Here is a 15766-nt window from a genome sequence, read left to right as displayed (position 1 = left end):
CAGCACTGATGGCTGCCTATACTAGCCAGCCGTCGTCCGCCGTCACTGTCGGATTGTGACAGGCGCTGTCGCCAATCAAGACAGGCAGAGCACCCTTTCACCCAGAACAAGAAGAACCCATGGAAAACCTCGGCTACACCTCGGTTCCCGCCCTGCTCAAGTACCTGCGCCAGGCCGAGCACCTCGGCCTGGACATCGATCGCGCGCTGGCGGCGGCCGGCATCGATGCGCGCGACCTGGCCGACAACGGCAAGCGCATGCCCAGCGAGGTGCATGAACGCCTGCTGGAACACCTGATGAGCGTTTCCGCCGACCCGCTGTTCGGCCTGCACGCGGCGCGCTTCGTGCAGCCGGGTTCCTGGAGCGTGCTCGGTTACATCGCCATGAACTGCGCCACCCTGGGCGAAGCCATGAGCCGCATCGTGCCCTACGAGAAACTGGTGGGTGACATGGGCACCAGCCGTATCGAAGCGGCCGAGGACCATGTACGTCTGATCTGGAGCTGCCGTCATCAGGGCCCCGAGGTGCGGCGACACATGGTGGAGAACGTGCTCGCCTCCTGGCTGCTGTACGCACGCTGGATCGCCGACTCCGAGCACTCGCCACGCGAGGTGTGGTTCGAGCACGCGCAACCGGCCGGCACCACGCTAGACGACTACCAGCAGCTGTTCGGCTGCCCGGTGCTGTTCGAGCAGCCATGCAATGCGCTGCTGGTGCCGCTGGACTACCTGGGCGTCGCGTTGCGCCAGGCCGACGCCAACCTGCTGCGCACGCTGGAAGAACACGCCCTGACCCTGATGGCCGGCCTGGACGATGACGAGCCGCTACCGCGACGGGTGAAGAATGCCCTGCGCCTGCTGCTCAAGGATGGTCTGCCACGCAAGGAACGGGTGGCCGAGAAGTTCGACATGACGGTGCGCACCCTGCAGCGCCATCTGCAGCAGGCCGGCACCAGCTACCAGCAGATACTCGACGAGCTGCGTCAGGAACTGGCCGAGCACTACCTGCTGCGCAGTGACCTGGCGATCCAGGACATTGCCTGCTACCTGGGTTTCACCGAGTCACGCTCCTTCCACCGCAGTTTCAAGAGCTGGACCGGGCTGACGCCGGGGGAGTTTCGCGAGAACCGGCGCCGTGACAACCCGCTCGCCTAGGCGGACGCACGCGGCGTGCGCCACTGCCGCGCCAGCCAGTAATCCAGACTGAACCAGCGCCCCGCCCCACTGAAGAACAGCGCAACCAGCATCACCAGGTAGGTGACGGCGAACTCGATGCCGTTGTTCAGCACCACGAACTTGCCGCTGCTCGTCAGCCAGTCATAGTTGCCGTGTTCGCGCAGGATGGCGCGTGCCCGTTCCAGCTTCTGCGCTGCCGCCAGCACGCGTTCGTTGGCGAAGGGCGCGGAAGGGTCGGCGATCGCCTGCCAGCCGTAGGGCCAGTGCACGGCACAGATCGCCACCAGCATGGTGACGATCAGCGGAATGCTGATCCAGCGCACTGCAAGGCCGAACAGCAGCAGAATGGCGCCACCGGCCTCGCTCAGCGCCGCGGCCCAGGCCAGCAGCTCGGGGAATGGCAGGCCAAGCCCCCAGTCCGGGTTACCGAACCAGGCCGCCGTGGCGCCGATATCGGCCAGTTTCTGCGTACCGGCCATCCAGAACACCGGCACCAGGTACAGGCGCAGCAGCAGCGGGCCGAGGAAATCCAGGCGCCGGGAATACTCCAGCGCATCCTGGAAACGATTGAGCAAAGCGATCATGACGGTCAGTCCTCGGTATAGGGAAACCAGATGTCGCGCGCCTGCCAGTCTTCCAGCAGCGCACGGGCGTTAGCGAAATAGCTGCGGTCGGCGGCCAAGCCTGCAGCCGTGGCCAGGGCCAGCTGCGCCTGCAACGGTGGTTCGCCGGTCTGCAGGCGCAGCGCCAGCTGGTAGGCGAAGGGCGTCAGCTGCATGAAGCGCACCTGATCCTTGCCATCCCGCCAGACCAGCAGGCAGGTCGGCTCGTCAGGCGGCAGCGCAGGGCGATGTTCAGCACCGATGCGCTGGACCGGCCACACATAGGCCAGCGGCCAGGCCAGCGGCGACCAGCCGCGTTGCGGCAGCTGCGCCTCGCTGACATCCAGCGCCAGCTCCACCCATTCGTAGTGCGCCAGCTCCAGCATGAACGGCGGGTCGTCAGGCTCAGGGCGGTAGCCCTGCTGCAACCAGGCGATGAACTCCTGACTGATTTCCAGGAAATAGGGGGTAGCGGCACGGTGCTCGGCGAGAAAGCCGCGCACCAGGCGTTGCCAGCGCTCGGCACCGAGCACACCGCGCAGCACCGGAAAGGCACCGCTCACCAGGCTGGCGACATTGTTGAAGAACAGCTCCTCGTAGATCGCCATGCGCTCGGCGGCGATCCCCGGCAGCAGCCCGTGCGCATCGGGCTGACGGATGCGCGCGGCGAAATCGCGCTGCAGCTCGATCCCCTTCATGTGCCGTACCTGTCGAGAGGTGCCGCGGCCTGCTGCAACGCACGGATATGCGCCAGCTCGGCATAGAGTTCGGCCAGCGGCGGGAAGTTGAAGTCGCGCTCCAGCAGCGTCGGTCGCACGCCATGCCGCGCGTAGGTGGCACGCAGCAGGGCCCAGACCGGGTCGATCACCGCGGCTCCGTGGGTATCGATCTTCAGGTCGTCGGCCTGGTCGTAGTGACCGGCCACATGCAGGTAGGCGATGCGCTCGCGGGGCATCGCCGCGATGTAGGCATCGGCATCGAAGCCGAAATTCAGGCTGTTGACGTAGACGTTGTTGACGTCCAGCAGCAGCTGGCAGTCGGCTCGCTCCAGCACCGCGCAGACGAACTCTGCCTCCTCCAGCTCACCCGGCAGGCGCGCATAGGCCGAGACGTTCTCGATGATCAGCGGCCGTTCCAGCACGTCCTGGACGATGCGCACGCGCTCGGCGATGCGCAGCACCGACTCCTCGGAGAACGGCAGCGGCATCAGGTCGTAGAGCTGGCCCTCGTCGGCACAGGCCGACAGGTGCTCGCTGTAGGCCAGCACGCCGTGCGCATCGAGAAAACCCTTGATGGCGTGCAGCAGGTCCAGGTCCAGCGGTGCGAAGCCACCCAGGTTGAGGGAAAGACCATGGCACAACAGCGGCCGGCGCTCGCTCAGGGCCCGCAGCTGCTTGCCCAGGCGCCCGCCGACGCCGATCCAGTTCTCCGGCGCGACCTCCAGGAAGTCGGCGCCGCTGGCGGCATCGGCGCTCAGCTCGGCCAGCAGGCCGCGGCGCAGGCCAAGCCCGGCGCCGCTGAGAGGTGCGAGTTGCATGATCCGTCCCTCGCCCTTACTCGCTCTTCTCGCCGCCGCACTTGCCTTCGCCGCATTTGCCTTCGGCGTCGGCCTTCTTCTCGGCACCGCACTTGCCCTCGCCGCACTTGCCTTCCTGATCGGCCTTCATCTCGCCACCGCACTTGCCTTCGCCACAGGAACCTTCCTGGGCCTTCTCGGCAGCTGCCAGGCTGTAGCCGCTGGCCAGTTCCTGCGCGGCGAACGGGTTGCTCGCAGCGTGCGCGGTGAACGCCACGGAAGTCAGCAGTGCAGCGCCCAGGGTGGCAGTCAGGGTATTGAGTTGTTTCATGGTGCATCTCCATCGATTCGATTGACGGGGCCGGATTGGCGCCCTCGCAGCAATGGACGAGGCACAGGTGCGGACGTTACAGCGGAGGGTGAAAACTTTTCCCTGGCCGGGAGGCAATGCGCATTGAGCAGGTGCGCGACTGTCGGTTACCGGCTATCCAGGCGGTCGCGGCTGAAGCCCCTCCCACAGCGGCGACGCGGGGGATGAATGGTGGTGAACGGGAGAAAAGAAAAACCCGGATCACTCCGGGTTCGCTTCAATCGTCGTCGCGGCGCGTCTGCGCCAGACGCTCGGACAGAGCCTCGAGTTCGGGCAGCTCGCCCTCTGGCATCTGTCGGATCACCGCCTGGGTCAACTTCATCTGCCGGATGAAACGCCGGCAGTTACCGCACATGGCCAGGTGCGCGCGCACCGCGATACGCTGGCGCAGGGTCAGTTGGCCGTCGAGAAAATCGCTTGAGTGAGCGACCAGTTCCTTGCAGGTCAGCATTGGCCTGTCTCCTCGAAATGTTCCAGAGTGGCGAAGACTTTCAGGCGTGCTCGATGCAGCAGCACACGCGCATTGGAGAGCGAGATGTCGAGAAGATTACAGATCGCCTCCAACTCCAGCCCCTGCCGCTCGCGCAATATCAGGACGCTGCTCTGCAACTCCGACAGGCTGGTCAGCGTATGCTCCAGGCACTCGCGCAGCTCGTCCTCGGTCAGCAACGCCTCGGGGCTGTCCTGATGCCAGGCGTGGGGCGCCAGCAGCCAGTGGCCATCGTCGGCGAAGCGCTCCTCGCCGATGGTGCCGTGGGGCGCTGGCAGGTCGTCGAGCAGCACCTCGCGGCGATTCTGCTTGAGACGGGTCTTGGCGGTATTGGCGGTGATGGTCAACAGCCAGGTCTTCAGGCTGGCACGCCCCTCGAAGCCGCTGAGACTGCGCACCACCGCGAGCCACGCGTCCTGCACCACCTCGTCGGCGTGGCGGCTGCCGACGATGGCGTAGGCCACCGCCCGCATCGCGCCCTGATAGCGAGCGACCAGCTCGCGATAAGCCTTCTGCTCACCGGCGAGCAGACGATCCAGCAGTTCGGAATCGGACATAGAACTCCCTAGGATGAAGCCTGAGCGCACGCATGAACGCCCCGCGCGCGTCAGGCATTCTTAAAGAGAGTTCAACGCTTGCGCAAAATTACACTGCCGATCGAATAACCGGCACCGAAGGAGCTTAGAACACCCAGGCTGCCTGCGGGCAGATCGTCCTGGTTCTTGTGCAGGGCGATCACCGAACCGGCCGAACTGGTGTTGGCGTAGGTGTCGAGAATCACCGGCGCCTCATGCGGCTCGGCATCACGGCCCAGCAGCTTGCGAGCGATCAGCAGGTTCATGTTGAGGTTGGCCTGGTGCAGCCAGAAGCGCTTGACGTCGCTGACGTTGAGCTGGTTTTCCGCCAGGTGTGCGGCGATCAGCTCGGCGACCATCGGGCAGACGTCCTTGAACACCTTGCGGCCTTCCTGCACGAACAGCTTGTCGCGAGTGCCCACGCCCTCCTCCGCCGCACGGTTGAGGAAACCGAAGTTGTTGCGGATGTTGTTGGAGAACTGGGTCAGCAGCTTGGTGCCGACCACGTCGAACTGATGCCTGGAGGTGGCCTGGTCGGCACGCTCGATGATCACCGCCGTGGCGGCATCACCGAAGATGAAGTGGCTGTCCCGGTCACGGAAGTTCAGGTGGCCGGTGCAGATTTCCGGGTTGACCATGAGAATGGCGCGGGCCTGGCCGGTCTGGATCGCGGTGGTCGCGGCCTGGATGCCGAAGGTGGCCGACGAGCAGGCCACGTTCATGTCATACCCCCAGCCCTCGATGCCCAGGGCCGCCTGCACTTCGATGGCCACCGCCGGGTAGGCGCGCTGCAGGTTCGAACAGGCGACGATCACCCCGTCGATGTCGGCGACGGTCTTGCCGGCACGCTCCAGCGCCTGCTTGGCAGCGCCCACGGCCATCTCGCAGAGGATGCCCCATTGCTCGTTGGAGCGCTCGGGGATGCGCGGCACCATGCGCTGCGGGTCGAGAATGCCGTCCTTGTCGATGACGAAGCGACTCTTGATGCCCGACGCCTTCTCGATGAAACCACTGCTGGACTCGCTCAGCGCCTCGACCTCGCCACGGGCGATGGCCTCGGCGTTATCGGCGTTGAACTGCTGCACGTAGGCATTGAAGGATGCCACCAGTTCGTCGTTGGAAATGCTGTTGGCCGGGGTATAGAGGCCGGTACCACTGATCACGACGTTATGCACGGTCATTCCTCTTCTTGGCCGCCAAGGACGGCCTCAGGCAGTAGGACTGCGACGATTGCGCAGACCAAAAAAACGGGGGATAAGGGCCAAGCTCTGGCGATGGTTGGCTCCGGGCCACTGAGTGTGCCACAGGGCGTGGCCATTCGTCCTCAGCCCTTGAGAGTGTCTATACGGACAAAACATGACCATATATAGCCATTTGGTCTAAAGTCTGGTTTTGTTCCACGTCACGGGAGACCGCATGAACCTGTCCTTGCTCAGCCGCTACGCTTTCTTCGCCTTCTGCGTGCTGTTTACCCTGGGCAGCCTGCCCTTCCTCGATCACGAGTGGCTGTGGCCCTTCACCCTGCTTGGCGCCTTACTCAGCCTGATCGGCATCGGCGACCTGCTGCAGAAGCGCCATGCGGTGCGCCGCAACTATCCGATCCTCGGCAATATCCGCTACCTGGTCGAGGGCATCCGCCCGGAAATTCGCCAGTACCTGCTCGAAGGCGACGCCGAACAGCTGCCCTTCTCGCGCTCGCAACGCTCGCTGGTCTACTCCCGGGCGAAGAACGAAGGCGCCGACAAGCCCTTCGGCACCCTCAGCGACGTCTACCAGAGCGGCTTCGAGTTCATCAGCCACTCCATGCGCCCGGCGCCGCTGACCGACCCCTGCAGCTTCCGCGTGGAGATCGGCGGGCCGCAATGCCGCCAGCCTTACTCGGCCTCCCTGTTCAACATCTCGGCGATGAGCTTCGGCTCGCTGAGCGCCAATGCCATTCGTGCCCTCAACGAAGGTGCGAAGCTCGGCGACTTCTACCACGACACCGGCGAAGGCAGCATCAGCCCCTATCATCGCGAGCATGGCGGTGATCTGGTGTGGGAGCTGGGCAGCGGCTATTTCGGCTGCCGCACCTCGGACGGCCGCTTCGATGCCGAACGCTTCGCTGCCCAGGCCTGCACCCCGCAGGTGAAGATGATCGAGATCAAGCTCAGTCAGGGCGCCAAGCCTGGCCATGGCGGCATCCTGCCCAAGCACAAGATCACCGCGGAAATCGCCAGCACGCGCGGCATCCCGATGGGCGAGGATTGCGTGTCCCCGTCGCGCCACAGCGCATTCTCCACGCCGACCGAGCTGCTGCAGTTCATTGCCCAGCTGCGCGAGCTGTCGGGCGGCAAGCCGGTGGGCTTCAAGTTCTGCCTGGGTCACCCCTGGGAGTTCATGGGTATCGTCAAGGCCATGCTGGAGACCGGCATCCTGCCGGACTTCATCGTCGTCGACGGCAAGGAGGGCGGCACCGGTGCCGCGCCGCTGGAGTTCACCGACCACCTCGGCGTGCCACTGCGCGAAGGCCTGCTGTTCGTGCACAACACCCTGGTCGGCAGCAACCTACGCGACAAGATCAAGCTCGGCGCCAGCGGCAAGATCGTCAGCGCCTTCGACATCGCCCGCGTGCTGGCCATCGGCGCCGACTGGGCCAACTCGGCGCGCGGCTTCATGTTCGCCATCGGCTGCATCCAGTCGCAGTCCTGCCACACCAACAAGTGCCCGACCGGCGTCGCCACCCAGGACCCGCTGCGCCAGCGCGCCCTGGTGGTCGAGGACAAGGCCCAGCGTGTGCACAACTTCCACCGCAACACGCTCAAGGCGCTGGCCGAGATGCTCGCCGCCGCCGGCCTCGACCACCCCGCACAGATCGATGCCAAGCATCTGGTGCAGCGCATGTCCGCCACCGAGATCAAGCTGTTCGCCCAGCAGCACGTCTTCCTCGCAGCGGGCGAGCTGGTCAGTGGCAAGATCAGCGGCGAGTTCTACGAACGCATGTGGAACATGGCGCGGGCGGACAGCTTCGAACCCGCGCTGGCCTGAGCGACAGCATGCCCGAGCAGCCACTGCACCGACACCAACGCCGCCCGGCACTGACGCCCCTGCGCCTGCTCGGCGCCCTGCTGCTGGCGGTCGGCGTTGCCGCCTTCGCGCAGGAGCAGCGCCCGCTGCGGTTCGCCGTCACCGAGAGCTGGGCCATGCCGATGATGCAGATCGTCGACGGCCAGGCGACCACCGGCATTCTCTATGACCTGCAGATGCGCCTGGCACAGAAGGTTGGCCGCACCGCCGAGCTGCTGGTGATGCCACGCCTGCGTGTGCAACGCACGCTGGTTCGAGGCGAAATCGACGTACGCTGCTACGTCAACCCGTCCTGGCTCCAGGAGTCACACCACCAGTACATCTGGAGTCTGCCCTTCATGGTCCAGCACGACCTGATCGTGGGACGCAGCGCCGAGCCCGACTTCGCGCTGGAGAAGCTTAGCGGCCAGCGCCTGGGGACGGTCCTGGGTTTCAGCTACCCCAGCCTGCAGGCGCTGTTCGACAGTGCCCGGATTCACCGTGAGGACGCCCGCACCCAGGCCCTGGCGCTGGAGAAACTCGAGGCCGGTCGCTACCGCTATGCGCTCAGCAACAGCCTGTCCCTGGCCTGGTTCAACCGCCATCGGAGCAAAGCCGAGCAGTTGCACGTGCTCGGCGAAATCAGCAGCGACCTGGTCTCCTGCATCGTTCGTGACGAGCCGGACGTACCGACGCAAGCACTCCTGCGCGCCCTGGTGCAGATGAAGCAGGACGGCGAGTTCGACGCCATCCTCGCCCGCTACCGCTAGGCGTCGGCCAGCACCTGCAGCACCTGCTCGACGCGCTGCGCCAGGCTGCCGGCAAGACGCGTGAACGCCAAGCCGCGCTGCTGCAGCGCCTGTTCGTACCACTGGTTCTGGCGTCGCCGGAACGTCTCGTCCTGGCGCGTGCCGTCCTGCACGAAGGGGAAGTCATCGGCGCACAGGAACACGTGGTGATAATGCCGCCGGGCAAGCTGCTCCAGCTCGGCCTCGGCGCGCCCGAACAGCTCACGGCAATAGAACAGCGTGGTCAGTGGCGTGGTGTCGCAGACCAGGTAGCGCTGACAGTGCCCGGCCAGTTCCCGCTCCCGCGCGACCTGGGTGCGGCCGATCCGCAGCAGGTCGTCGTAGCCCAGCACACCGCCCTGCTGCTCCCACAACTCCCGACCGTACTCGGCGGCATGGCGCGTACCCAGCGCCTCGGCCAGCGCCAGGCCGAGGCTGCTCTTGCCGGTGGACTCGCCGCCGAGCAAGGCGATGCGCTCGACGAAGTCCGCGTAGACCTGTGGCGCCAGGTACTCGCGCAAACCATGGACATCGGCGCGCAGACGCGTACCGGACACCGGCACCGTGACACGTGCACGGTCGATCTCGACATGCTGCACCGGCCGCCCGAAGCACCTGGCCAGATGCGCAGCGAAACCATCGCCATAGGCTTCGCTGGTGAACACCGCATCCACCGGCCGGCCGAGCACGGCCAGGCAGAAATCGGCGACGAACTGGCGCTGCGCCGCAGCGGGTGCCGATTCATGGGGAAGCTCCGCCAGCGCCACGCCTCGGGCACGCTGCTCGTCGACCCAGTCGGCTGTCATCACCCAGCTGCGCAGGTGCGGAAAGCGCGCCTGCAACCAGCGCGCGCGCCGCTGCGGCGCGCAGCCGGGCAACTCCGGGTTCGACCAGCTGAGCAGCACCAGGTGCTGGCACTGCATCTGCGCCTGGCGGATCAGCCACTCGTGGCCCAGGTGCAGCGGCGCGAACTTGCCCACCACTAGGCCACAGGCGAATCGCTGGCGCATGTCAGGCCGCCTGCGCCTCGGCCGCCAGTTCACGGCGCCAGCAGTACAGGCCGTACCAGGCGTTGAACCAGAACAGCACGTAGATGAAGGCCGTCAGGTACAGCTCACGCGAGACGAACAGCGGCACCGCCAGGGTGTTCACCAGCAGCCAGCCGTACCAGGTCTCCAGCTTGCGGCGCATCAGCAGCAGCTGCGCCAACACGCTGAAGGTCAGCACCAGCGAGTCGATGAAGGGCGCGTAGGCATCGGTGAAGTGATGCAGCAGCGCGCCATAGGCCAGGGCGACGACCACCGCGAGCGACAGCGCCAGGCACAATTCTTTCCAGGATGAGCGAACGATGGGCAGCGCCGTCCCGCTGCGCCCGTACAGCCAGCTCCACCAGCCCAGCAGGCTGGTGGCGATGAAGAACAGCTGCAGGGTGACGTCCGCGTACAGCTGCACGCTGAAGAACAGCCAGCCGAACAGCACGCAGCCGACCAACCCCACGGCCCAGGTATGCACCGAATTGCGTGCAGCCAGCAACACCGAGAGCAGGTAGAACAGGTTGGCGAAGATCTCCAGCGACGACGGCATGCACGCATCCTCAACGGCAGCGAATCAGCCGCGCAGCCTATCACGTGACGTACCCCACAGCCGTGCATGGATCACCTGACAACCATGGCGATCCATGCTCTGATAGCCGCTCCTCCGCACTCCAAAGGACTGGACCGCACCATGCCCCTGCTCGCCCTGCTGATCATCGCCTGCCAAGTCACCTGCGGCCTCCACGTGGTACGCAGCGGCCAGGATCGCTACTGGCTGTACCTGATCATCGCCCTGCCCGGCATCGGCTGCCTGATCTACTTTCTCGGCATCATGCTGCCGGAGCTGCTCGGCAGCCGCCGTGGCCGCCGCGCGCTCGGCAAACTGCACGACAGCATCGATCCGCAGCGCCACCTGCGGGCCCTGCGCGATGAACTGGAGATTCGCGACACCCGCGACACCCGCGTGAACCTGGCCGACGAACTGCTGCGCATGGGGCAGGCGCAAGAGGCCGCCCAGCACTATCAGCAAGCCTTGCGCGGCATTCACAGCGACGCCCCGGACATCCTCCTCGGCCTGGCCAGGGCCCGCTTCGCCCTGGGCGATTTCGCCGGCTGCCAGGCCAGTCTCGACCAGCTGATCGCGCAGAACCCCGACTTCCGCTCGGCCGACGGCCACATGCTGTATGCCCGCGCCCTGGAGGCCCAGGGCAACGACCTCAAGGCCGAAGAGGAATACCGGGTGCTCGGCAGCTACTGCACCAGCCCCGAGGCGAACTATCGCTACGCCCTGCTGCTGCGCCGGGTCGGCCGCGAGCGCGAAGCCGTCGAACTGCTGGAGCAGATCCAGACCCACGCGCGCCGTTCCGCCCGCCACTACCGGACCCTGCACCAGGAGTGGCTGGAGCTCAGCCGCAAGGCACTGCTCGAGCTGCAACGCGACTGAACGGCTCGCCATTATTTGCGTGCATCGTTCACAAAAAACGGACGTCGCGCGCCGTTGCGCAAGACTTTGCGCATGGGTCATTGGTTAGCATCTGCCGTTGACGAAGGAACCTGCCGGCAGATGCCGGCCGCAGCATGGATGCCACAGGATGAGCGGCTACGTCCCCAATAATCGCAACGAACGTCCGGCTCCGGCACCGGAGCCCTACAACGGCGACTTCGACCGCCAGCCTGCAAGGCAGCTCGAAGGCGCTGCCGCCCAAGCCAACCGCTGCCTGGTCGGGCTGCGTTTCGTCTGGGACAACGGCGAATGCATCGGCGCCAACCTGCCCTATAGCCTCACGCCCAGCAGCGGCGGCGCCGTAAGAGGCAGCCTGGATGCCAGAGGCGGGCTGGTCCAGAGCCTCCCTGCCGGCGAATACGAAGCCCAGTTGCTGGCCGATAGCGACGTCGACAGCGATATCAGCAGCGCTCGCGCCGAGCTGCAGGCCGTGCTCGACGAGATCCTCGCGGCGGAGCGCGCCGAAGCCGCTCGCCTGCAAGCCATTCAGGATCAGCGCAGCGCGGTATCCAACTACCTGCATCGACGACTCGCAGCAGGAAAGGGATTCTTCCTTGGCGCCTGGGGACTGCTGAAAACCGTCAAGGAATACTCCGACCTGGTCAACCCGTTCACCATCTTCAGCAACACCCTGCGCAGTGCCTGGCAGGCACGCGCCAGCGAGGGAGAATCCTGGCTGGCCGCCTACAACCGCCAGTTCAGTGCGGAGCAGCACCGTGAGCTGGTCGAAGCCCTGGGCTTCGACCCCAGCAGCATCACCCGCGAACAGCTGGCCGAAGCCTACGAGCTGGCCTGCTTCATCTACGAGGACGATCCCAGCAAAGCCATGCTGGGCCGCTTCGCCGTGGACTATGCACAGGCGCAGAACGCCGAGGAAGTGGCCGAGTTCAGTGGTGGCGTGCTGTTCGAAATCGTCCTCTCCGCCCTGCTGATCGTCTTCACCGCCGGCGTCGGCCTGGCTGCACGCGGCGCGGCGTCGGTAAGCTATGTGGACAAGCTGACCCGCCTGGGCAATGCCCTGAAGCGCCTGAGCGCCGCGTTGAAGCGCGCAAGAATCAGACGCGGGGGCAAAACGAGGGGGACAGGGACCGGGGCGCGAACGGTTGAGGTGAAACGCCCGGAAGCCATTCGACCTGAAGCACTCGCTGCACCAACCGTACGGAGCTGGGCACATCTAACGCTGAGTGAGAGGCACTTTCCTCACAGGGTGACAATCCCCAAGAAAACTGGAAATACCATGTATACAGTTTCGCCGGAGGAAGTAGCGAAGGATTTACGAGAGATTCACATGAACGGTGAATCCATCCGCCAGGGAGAGTTCTTTCATACGTCCTCAGGCCGGGTGTACGGCCTGCATGAAAACTCAATACATCCAGTTAGCGGGCCAGGCACTGTAAATATCACCTCGGCCGAATACAACGTCTTGATAAGCGCCAAGAAGAAAGGCTTGGAGAACGCCAGAAAAACGCTGGATATCATGACTCAGAAAGGGATATTCACCGCTGAACAAAAGGCGCGCACGTCACAACTACTCGACATCATGCAAACACGAGGTATCAAATGAGCAAGTCGATTGACTTATTCATTAGAAACGCAGTTCCCGAGCAGCAAATAATCACACTACTCAACCAAGGGATCCCCGATGGGGTCGAGTCGCTCGACTATCCCAGGGAGCATGCGGCCATCTTCCTTCAATACGCTGACCACGAGGCCGAGTTCCAGCAGAGCCTGGGGCTCTCCTGGGCGTCGGATGAGCTGAGGCTTGACGACGTGCAACTGGCCATCCAGCTGGCCAATGCCCTGTCCACTGAGGTCCTGCTGGAACCTGAACACCTGGCTCTGCCTGATGGCTACACCTGGTGCCTGGCGACGATGGACAAGCAACTGTATGCAGTCGACACCATCGACGTCGAAGATGGGATCGCGGTGAAACCGTATGCCCGGAAGATTCTGCTCACTGTCTGAAAGACGCTCACCCTGCTGCCCGGACCACCCGTGACTGGCTCATGACATCCCTCGAAAACGCACTGTCGATGACGGTTCTCGAACTCAGTGACTATGACGAAGCCGCAGAGGCCCTGAGTCAGTTGGGGCGGCTGAACAAACAGCTCGCCGAGCAGATGGCACTGGATATCGTTCACCATGACAAGGGCGACGAGCATCTCCAGGCTTCGGCTTTCGAGACCCTGTATTCAATGAACCTTCACAAAGGGATCGAACTGATCAGGCACCCGCCGGAGCATTTGAACAGCGCCACCCTGAGCGCGATGATCGAATGCACGACCGTAGACTCCGGCATCGCAGCGGAGCACCCTGAAGTTCTCGAAGCGGCGAAGATACTGAAAGAAACCATCCGGCATCTGGACGCTGAAAAAGCCCACCGCATAAAAGACGCCATCGACTGGTTCCAGGAAACCTACCCCGATAGCTGATCAGCGCAAGCGCTTCTCTGGCGCCGCGCTGCTGGCTACTCCCACGCCTCCCGCTCGCCCTTCCAGGCATGCAGCGCCCGTTGTTGCGTCCCCTGCCACAGCCAGCCATTGCGTGCGCCCACCAGGGTGCTGACCGCGTGCTGGCGACCGAAGCGATTGTGCCGCGCCAGCATCAGGGCGATATCGCGCAGCACGGCCAAGGTACCGCTGTTGGACTGGAACAGCGGCGTCAGCAGGCGGCTGGCCTGACGGTAATACCGCAGGTGATCGCGACGGGCATCGCCGTAGCCAGCGAACAGCGCGTTCCAGTCGAGCGTCTCCTGGGCCGCATCGGCAGCGTCACCCAGGGCATCGGCCAGGGCGGCGGCATCGACCAGCGCCATGTTCGCGCCCTGCCCCAGCTGCGGACTCATGGCATGCGCACAATCGCCGATGGCGAGCACGCGAGCGTCGTGCCAGCGCTGCATGCGCACGTCCGCGTAGGCGGCCAGCGTCAGTTGCGCGGGATCGTCGATCTGCTGCAGATAGCCGTGCGCGGCCTCGCCGGCCAGGCTGCATACGCGGCGTTTCCAGGCCTCCAGGCCGTGCTGAAGCCATCCCTGGTGCTCGCTCAGCGGCAGGCTCCAGAACAGGCTGGTCAGGGCGCGGCCAGGCGCCTGGTGCGTCGCCCCCGTCGGCATCAGGCCGAACATCTCGCGGCAACCGCGGTACCACTGGCGCAACTCCCCGGACTCGCCGGACGCAGCAGTCGGCAGCATGCTCCACAGCGCACCCCAGGGATAAGGGCGCGCCCATTGGCGCACCTGCATCTGCGCGCGCAGGCTCGAACGCGTGCCATCGGCGAGGATCAGTGCAGCGCAATCGCCCAGGGGCTGCTCGGCGCCCTGCTCATCCTGCCGCACGAGTCGAACATGCCCGGCCGCCTGCTCGAAGCGGCTGACGCTCACGCCGGTTTCCATCTGCACGCCGGCACGCTGCGCGGCCTTGAGCAGGGCCGTCATCAATACGCCACGGTGAATGCCAAGGCCGAAGCTGCCTGGCTGCCAGTCGTCATAGCGGGTATCGAGTATCACCCGCCCCTTGCAACTGGTGCCGTACAGACGGCTGACAGGCGCGCCCAATGCGGTGCACTCGGCCAGCAGCCCGAGCCGCTGCAGCACCGCCATGCCGGAAGGCTGCAGCAGGATGCCGGCGCCCACCGGCTGCAGGTGCTCGACCCGCTCCAGCAGGCGCACGGCGAAGCCCTGGCGGGCGAGAAAAATGGCCGTGGCGAGGCCGGCGGTGCCGGCCCCCACGATTGCGATCGGTAGTCCCTTCAAGGCTGTTCTCCCTGTTCTGGCCGGGAGATTCTAACCGCCGCGAGCGCCTGCTGGCGGGAACTGCCACGCAAGCGAGATGGTTCAGAGGAACATGCCGCCCGATGCCTCGATGCGCTGGCCGTTGATCCAGCGGCCGCCATCGCCGAGCAGCGCGGCGACGGCGGCGCCGATGTCATCGGGCAGGCCGGCCCGGCCCAGTGCGGTATTGCCGGCGACGAAGGCATTGAGCTCGGAGTTGTCGCGCACCGCGCCGTGACCGAAGTCGGTCTCGATGGCACCGGGGGCCAGCACGTTGGCGCTGATGCCGCGTGGGCCAAGCTCCTTGGCCAGGTAGCGCGTCCACACTTCGATGCCGCCCTTCATCGCCGCATAGGCGCCGTAGCCAGGCAGGGTGAAACGGGCCAGGCCGGAGGATACGTTGAGAATCCGACCGCCATCGGCCATCAGCGGCAACAGGCGCTGGGTGAGAAAGAACGGCCCCTTGAGCTGGACCTTCAGCAACTCGTCGAACTGCGCTTCGCTGATTTCAGCGAGTGCGGCATGGATGCCGATACCGGCGTTGTTGACCAGAAAATCGAAACGCTCGGCAGCGAAAGTCTCGTGCAGGCCCTGCGCCACGCGCTGGGCGAAGTCGGCGAAGCTGCTGCTGTCACTGACATCCAGTTGCAGCATCAGGGCCCGCCCGCCCTGCGCCTCGATCTCGCCGACCAGTTGCTGCGCTTCCTCGGCCTGGCTGCGGTAGGTGCCGATGATGTCCACGCCCTGCGCCGCCAGGTGCTTGGCGGCACTGCGGCCGAGACCACGGCTGGCGCCGGTGATGAGTGCGATCTTGCGCGTCATGGTGAATCTCCTGTGACAGGTGATGAAGGTTGATCACAGGTTATTGCTCGTACAAATACTGATAAATCCAGAAAAA

The 15766-nt window shown here is 65.1% G+C and carries 18 protein-coding genes; 7 read left to right on the top strand and 11 right to left on the bottom strand.

Features of this window, described 5'->3' with window-relative positions; all coding sequences use genetic code 11:
* Nucleotides 1–119: 119 nt before the first annotated feature.
* Complete coding sequence (locus E4487_RS11410; protein ID WP_175253385.1) at nucleotides 120–1154, top strand: AraC family transcriptional regulator; 1035 nt, start codon at nucleotides 120–122, stop codon at nucleotides 1152–1154.
* Here E4487_RS11410 and E4487_RS11405 read toward each other — a convergent pair.
* The 7 genes from E4487_RS11405 to E4487_RS11375 all read right to left on the bottom strand — a co-directional run bounded on the left by E4487_RS11405 (nucleotide 1151) and on the right by E4487_RS11375 (nucleotide 5903).
* Nucleotides 1151–1759, bottom strand: coding sequence for a DoxX family protein (locus E4487_RS11405; protein ID WP_037048706.1), 609 nt, complete (start codon nucleotides 1757–1759; stop codon nucleotides 1151–1153). The two genes, E4487_RS11410 and E4487_RS11405, sit on opposite strands and share 4 nt — an antisense overlap.
* A gap of 5 nt (nucleotides 1760–1764) precedes the next feature.
* Entirely contained in the window at nucleotides 1765–2475 is a 711-nt protein-coding gene (locus E4487_RS11400; RefSeq protein ID WP_175253384.1) for a DUF2063 domain-containing protein, read from the bottom strand.
* Entirely contained in the window at nucleotides 2472–3314 is an 843-nt protein-coding gene (locus tag E4487_RS11395) for a DUF692 domain-containing protein (protein ID WP_175253383.1), read from the bottom strand. The genes E4487_RS11400 and E4487_RS11395 overlap by 4 nt, the downstream gene beginning before the upstream one ends.
* Nucleotides 3315–3330: 16 nt before the next feature.
* Complete coding sequence (locus E4487_RS11390; protein WP_037048714.1) at nucleotides 3331–3624, bottom strand: hypothetical protein; 294 nt, start codon at nucleotides 3622–3624, stop codon at nucleotides 3331–3333.
* Nucleotides 3625–3880: 256 nt separating this feature from the next.
* Complete coding sequence (locus E4487_RS11385) at nucleotides 3881–4114, bottom strand: anti-sigma factor (protein WP_037048717.1); 234 nt, start codon at nucleotides 4112–4114, stop codon at nucleotides 3881–3883.
* Nucleotides 4108–4710, bottom strand: a complete 603-nt coding sequence (locus tag E4487_RS11380) for an RNA polymerase sigma factor (RefSeq protein ID WP_037048720.1) — start codon at nucleotides 4708–4710, stop codon at nucleotides 4108–4110. The genes E4487_RS11385 and E4487_RS11380 overlap by 7 nt, the downstream gene beginning before the upstream one ends.
* Before the next feature lie 71 nt (nucleotides 4711–4781).
* On the bottom strand, nucleotides 4782–5903 hold the full coding sequence (locus tag E4487_RS11375; protein ID WP_134676354.1) for a beta-ketoacyl-ACP synthase III: 1122 nt from the start codon (nucleotides 5901–5903) through the stop codon (nucleotides 4782–4784).
* Nucleotides 5904–6144: 241 nt separating this feature from the next.
* On the opposite strand from E4487_RS11375, the gene E4487_RS11370 reads away from it, so the two are divergent.
* On the top strand, nucleotides 6145–7755 hold the full coding sequence (locus tag E4487_RS11370) for an FMN-binding glutamate synthase family protein (RefSeq protein ID WP_175253381.1): 1611 nt from the start codon (nucleotides 6145–6147) through the stop codon (nucleotides 7753–7755).
* 8 nt (nucleotides 7756–7763) lie between these two features.
* Entirely contained in the window at nucleotides 7764–8543 is a 780-nt protein-coding gene (locus E4487_RS11365; RefSeq protein WP_175253380.1) for an ABC transporter substrate-binding protein, read from the top strand.
* Here the strand turns inward: E4487_RS11365 and E4487_RS11360 are convergent.
* Together E4487_RS11360 and pnuC are read right to left on the bottom strand one after the other, a co-directional pair.
* Nucleotides 8540–9571 (bottom strand): AAA family ATPase, encoded by a 1032-nt coding sequence (locus E4487_RS11360; protein ID WP_175253379.1) that lies wholly within the window; start codon nucleotides 9569–9571, stop codon nucleotides 8540–8542. The two genes, E4487_RS11365 and E4487_RS11360, sit on opposite strands and share 4 nt — an antisense overlap.
* A gap of 1 nt (nucleotide 9572) precedes the next feature.
* Complete coding sequence (gene pnuC, locus E4487_RS11355) at nucleotides 9573–10145, bottom strand: nicotinamide riboside transporter PnuC (protein ID WP_175253378.1); 573 nt, start codon at nucleotides 10143–10145, stop codon at nucleotides 9573–9575.
* A gap of 141 nt (nucleotides 10146–10286) precedes the next feature.
* On the opposite strand from pnuC, the gene E4487_RS11350 reads away from it, so the two are divergent.
* From E4487_RS11350 to E4487_RS11335, 4 genes are all read left to right on the top strand, one after another.
* Nucleotides 10287–11039, top strand: coding sequence for a tetratricopeptide repeat protein (locus E4487_RS11350; RefSeq protein ID WP_175253377.1), 753 nt, complete (start codon nucleotides 10287–10289; stop codon nucleotides 11037–11039).
* 148 nt (nucleotides 11040–11187) lie between these two features.
* Nucleotides 11188–12663: a hypothetical protein gene (locus E4487_RS11345; protein ID WP_231499294.1), complete on the top strand. Its 1476-nt coding sequence runs from the start codon at nucleotides 11188–11190 to the stop codon at nucleotides 12661–12663.
* Nucleotides 12660–13064, top strand: a complete 405-nt coding sequence (locus E4487_RS11340; RefSeq protein WP_175253376.1) for a hypothetical protein — start codon at nucleotides 12660–12662, stop codon at nucleotides 13062–13064. The genes E4487_RS11345 and E4487_RS11340 overlap by 4 nt, the downstream gene beginning before the upstream one ends.
* Nucleotides 13065–13105: 41 nt before the next feature.
* Nucleotides 13106–13531: a hypothetical protein gene (locus E4487_RS11335; RefSeq protein ID WP_175253375.1), complete on the top strand. Its 426-nt coding sequence runs from the start codon at nucleotides 13106–13108 to the stop codon at nucleotides 13529–13531.
* A 35-nt stretch (nucleotides 13532–13566) separates the two neighbouring features.
* Here the strand turns inward: E4487_RS11335 and E4487_RS11330 are convergent, their stop codons facing one another.
* Entirely contained in the window at nucleotides 13567–14850 is a 1284-nt protein-coding gene (locus E4487_RS11330) for an NAD(P)/FAD-dependent oxidoreductase (RefSeq protein WP_175253374.1), read from the bottom strand.
* 81 nt (nucleotides 14851–14931) lie between these two features.
* Complete coding sequence (locus E4487_RS11325) at nucleotides 14932–15690, bottom strand: SDR family NAD(P)-dependent oxidoreductase (RefSeq protein WP_134676263.1); 759 nt, start codon at nucleotides 15688–15690, stop codon at nucleotides 14932–14934.
* Between the last annotated feature and the right edge of the window lie 76 nt (nucleotides 15691–15766).

The organism is Pseudomonas sp. BMW13, from assembly GCF_013357275.1.
Taxonomy (GTDB): Bacteria; Pseudomonadota; Gammaproteobacteria; order Pseudomonadales; family Pseudomonadaceae; genus Aquipseudomonas; species Aquipseudomonas khazarica.
This window is presented reverse-complemented; position numbering and strand designations above follow the sequence as displayed.

Coding starts and splice junctions, on each gene's coding strand:
- E4487_RS11410 (WP_175253385.1), top strand. CDS start 120: ATGGAAAACCTCGGCTACACCTCGGTTCCCGCCCTGCTCAAGTACCTG.
- E4487_RS11405 (WP_037048706.1), bottom strand. CDS start 1,759: ATGATCGCTTTGCTCAATCGTTTCCAGGATGCGCTGGAGTATTCCCGG.
- E4487_RS11400 (WP_175253384.1), bottom strand. CDS start 2,475: ATGAAGGGGATCGAGCTGCAGCGCGATTTCGCCGCGCGCATCCGTCAG.
- E4487_RS11395 (WP_175253383.1), bottom strand. CDS start 3,314: ATGCAACTCGCACCTCTCAGCGGCGCCGGGCTTGGCCTGCGCCGCGGC.
- E4487_RS11390 (WP_037048714.1), bottom strand. CDS start 3,624: ATGAAACAACTCAATACCCTGACTGCCACCCTGGGCGCTGCACTGCTG.
- E4487_RS11385 (WP_037048717.1), bottom strand. CDS start 4,114: ATGCTGACCTGCAAGGAACTGGTCGCTCACTCAAGCGATTTTCTCGAC.
- E4487_RS11380 (WP_037048720.1), bottom strand. CDS start 4,710: ATGTCCGATTCCGAACTGCTGGATCGTCTGCTCGCCGGTGAGCAGAAG.
- E4487_RS11370 (WP_175253381.1), top strand. CDS start 6,145: ATGAACCTGTCCTTGCTCAGCCGCTACGCTTTCTTCGCCTTCTGCGTG.
- E4487_RS11365 (WP_175253380.1), top strand. CDS start 7,764: ATGCCCGAGCAGCCACTGCACCGACACCAACGCCGCCCGGCACTGACG.
- E4487_RS11360 (WP_175253379.1), bottom strand. CDS start 9,571: ATGCGCCAGCGATTCGCCTGTGGCCTAGTGGTGGGCAAGTTCGCGCCG.
- pnuC (WP_175253378.1), bottom strand. CDS start 10,145: ATGCCGTCGTCGCTGGAGATCTTCGCCAACCTGTTCTACCTGCTCTCG.
- E4487_RS11350 (WP_175253377.1), top strand. CDS start 10,287: ATGCCCCTGCTCGCCCTGCTGATCATCGCCTGCCAAGTCACCTGCGGC.
- E4487_RS11345 (WP_231499294.1), top strand. CDS start 11,188: ATGAGCGGCTACGTCCCCAATAATCGCAACGAACGTCCGGCTCCGGCA.
- E4487_RS11340 (WP_175253376.1), top strand. CDS start 12,660: ATGAGCAAGTCGATTGACTTATTCATTAGAAACGCAGTTCCCGAGCAG.
- E4487_RS11335 (WP_175253375.1), top strand. CDS start 13,106: ATGACATCCCTCGAAAACGCACTGTCGATGACGGTTCTCGAACTCAGT.
- E4487_RS11325 (WP_134676263.1), bottom strand. CDS start 15,690: ATGACGCGCAAGATCGCACTCATCACCGGCGCCAGCCGTGGTCTCGGC.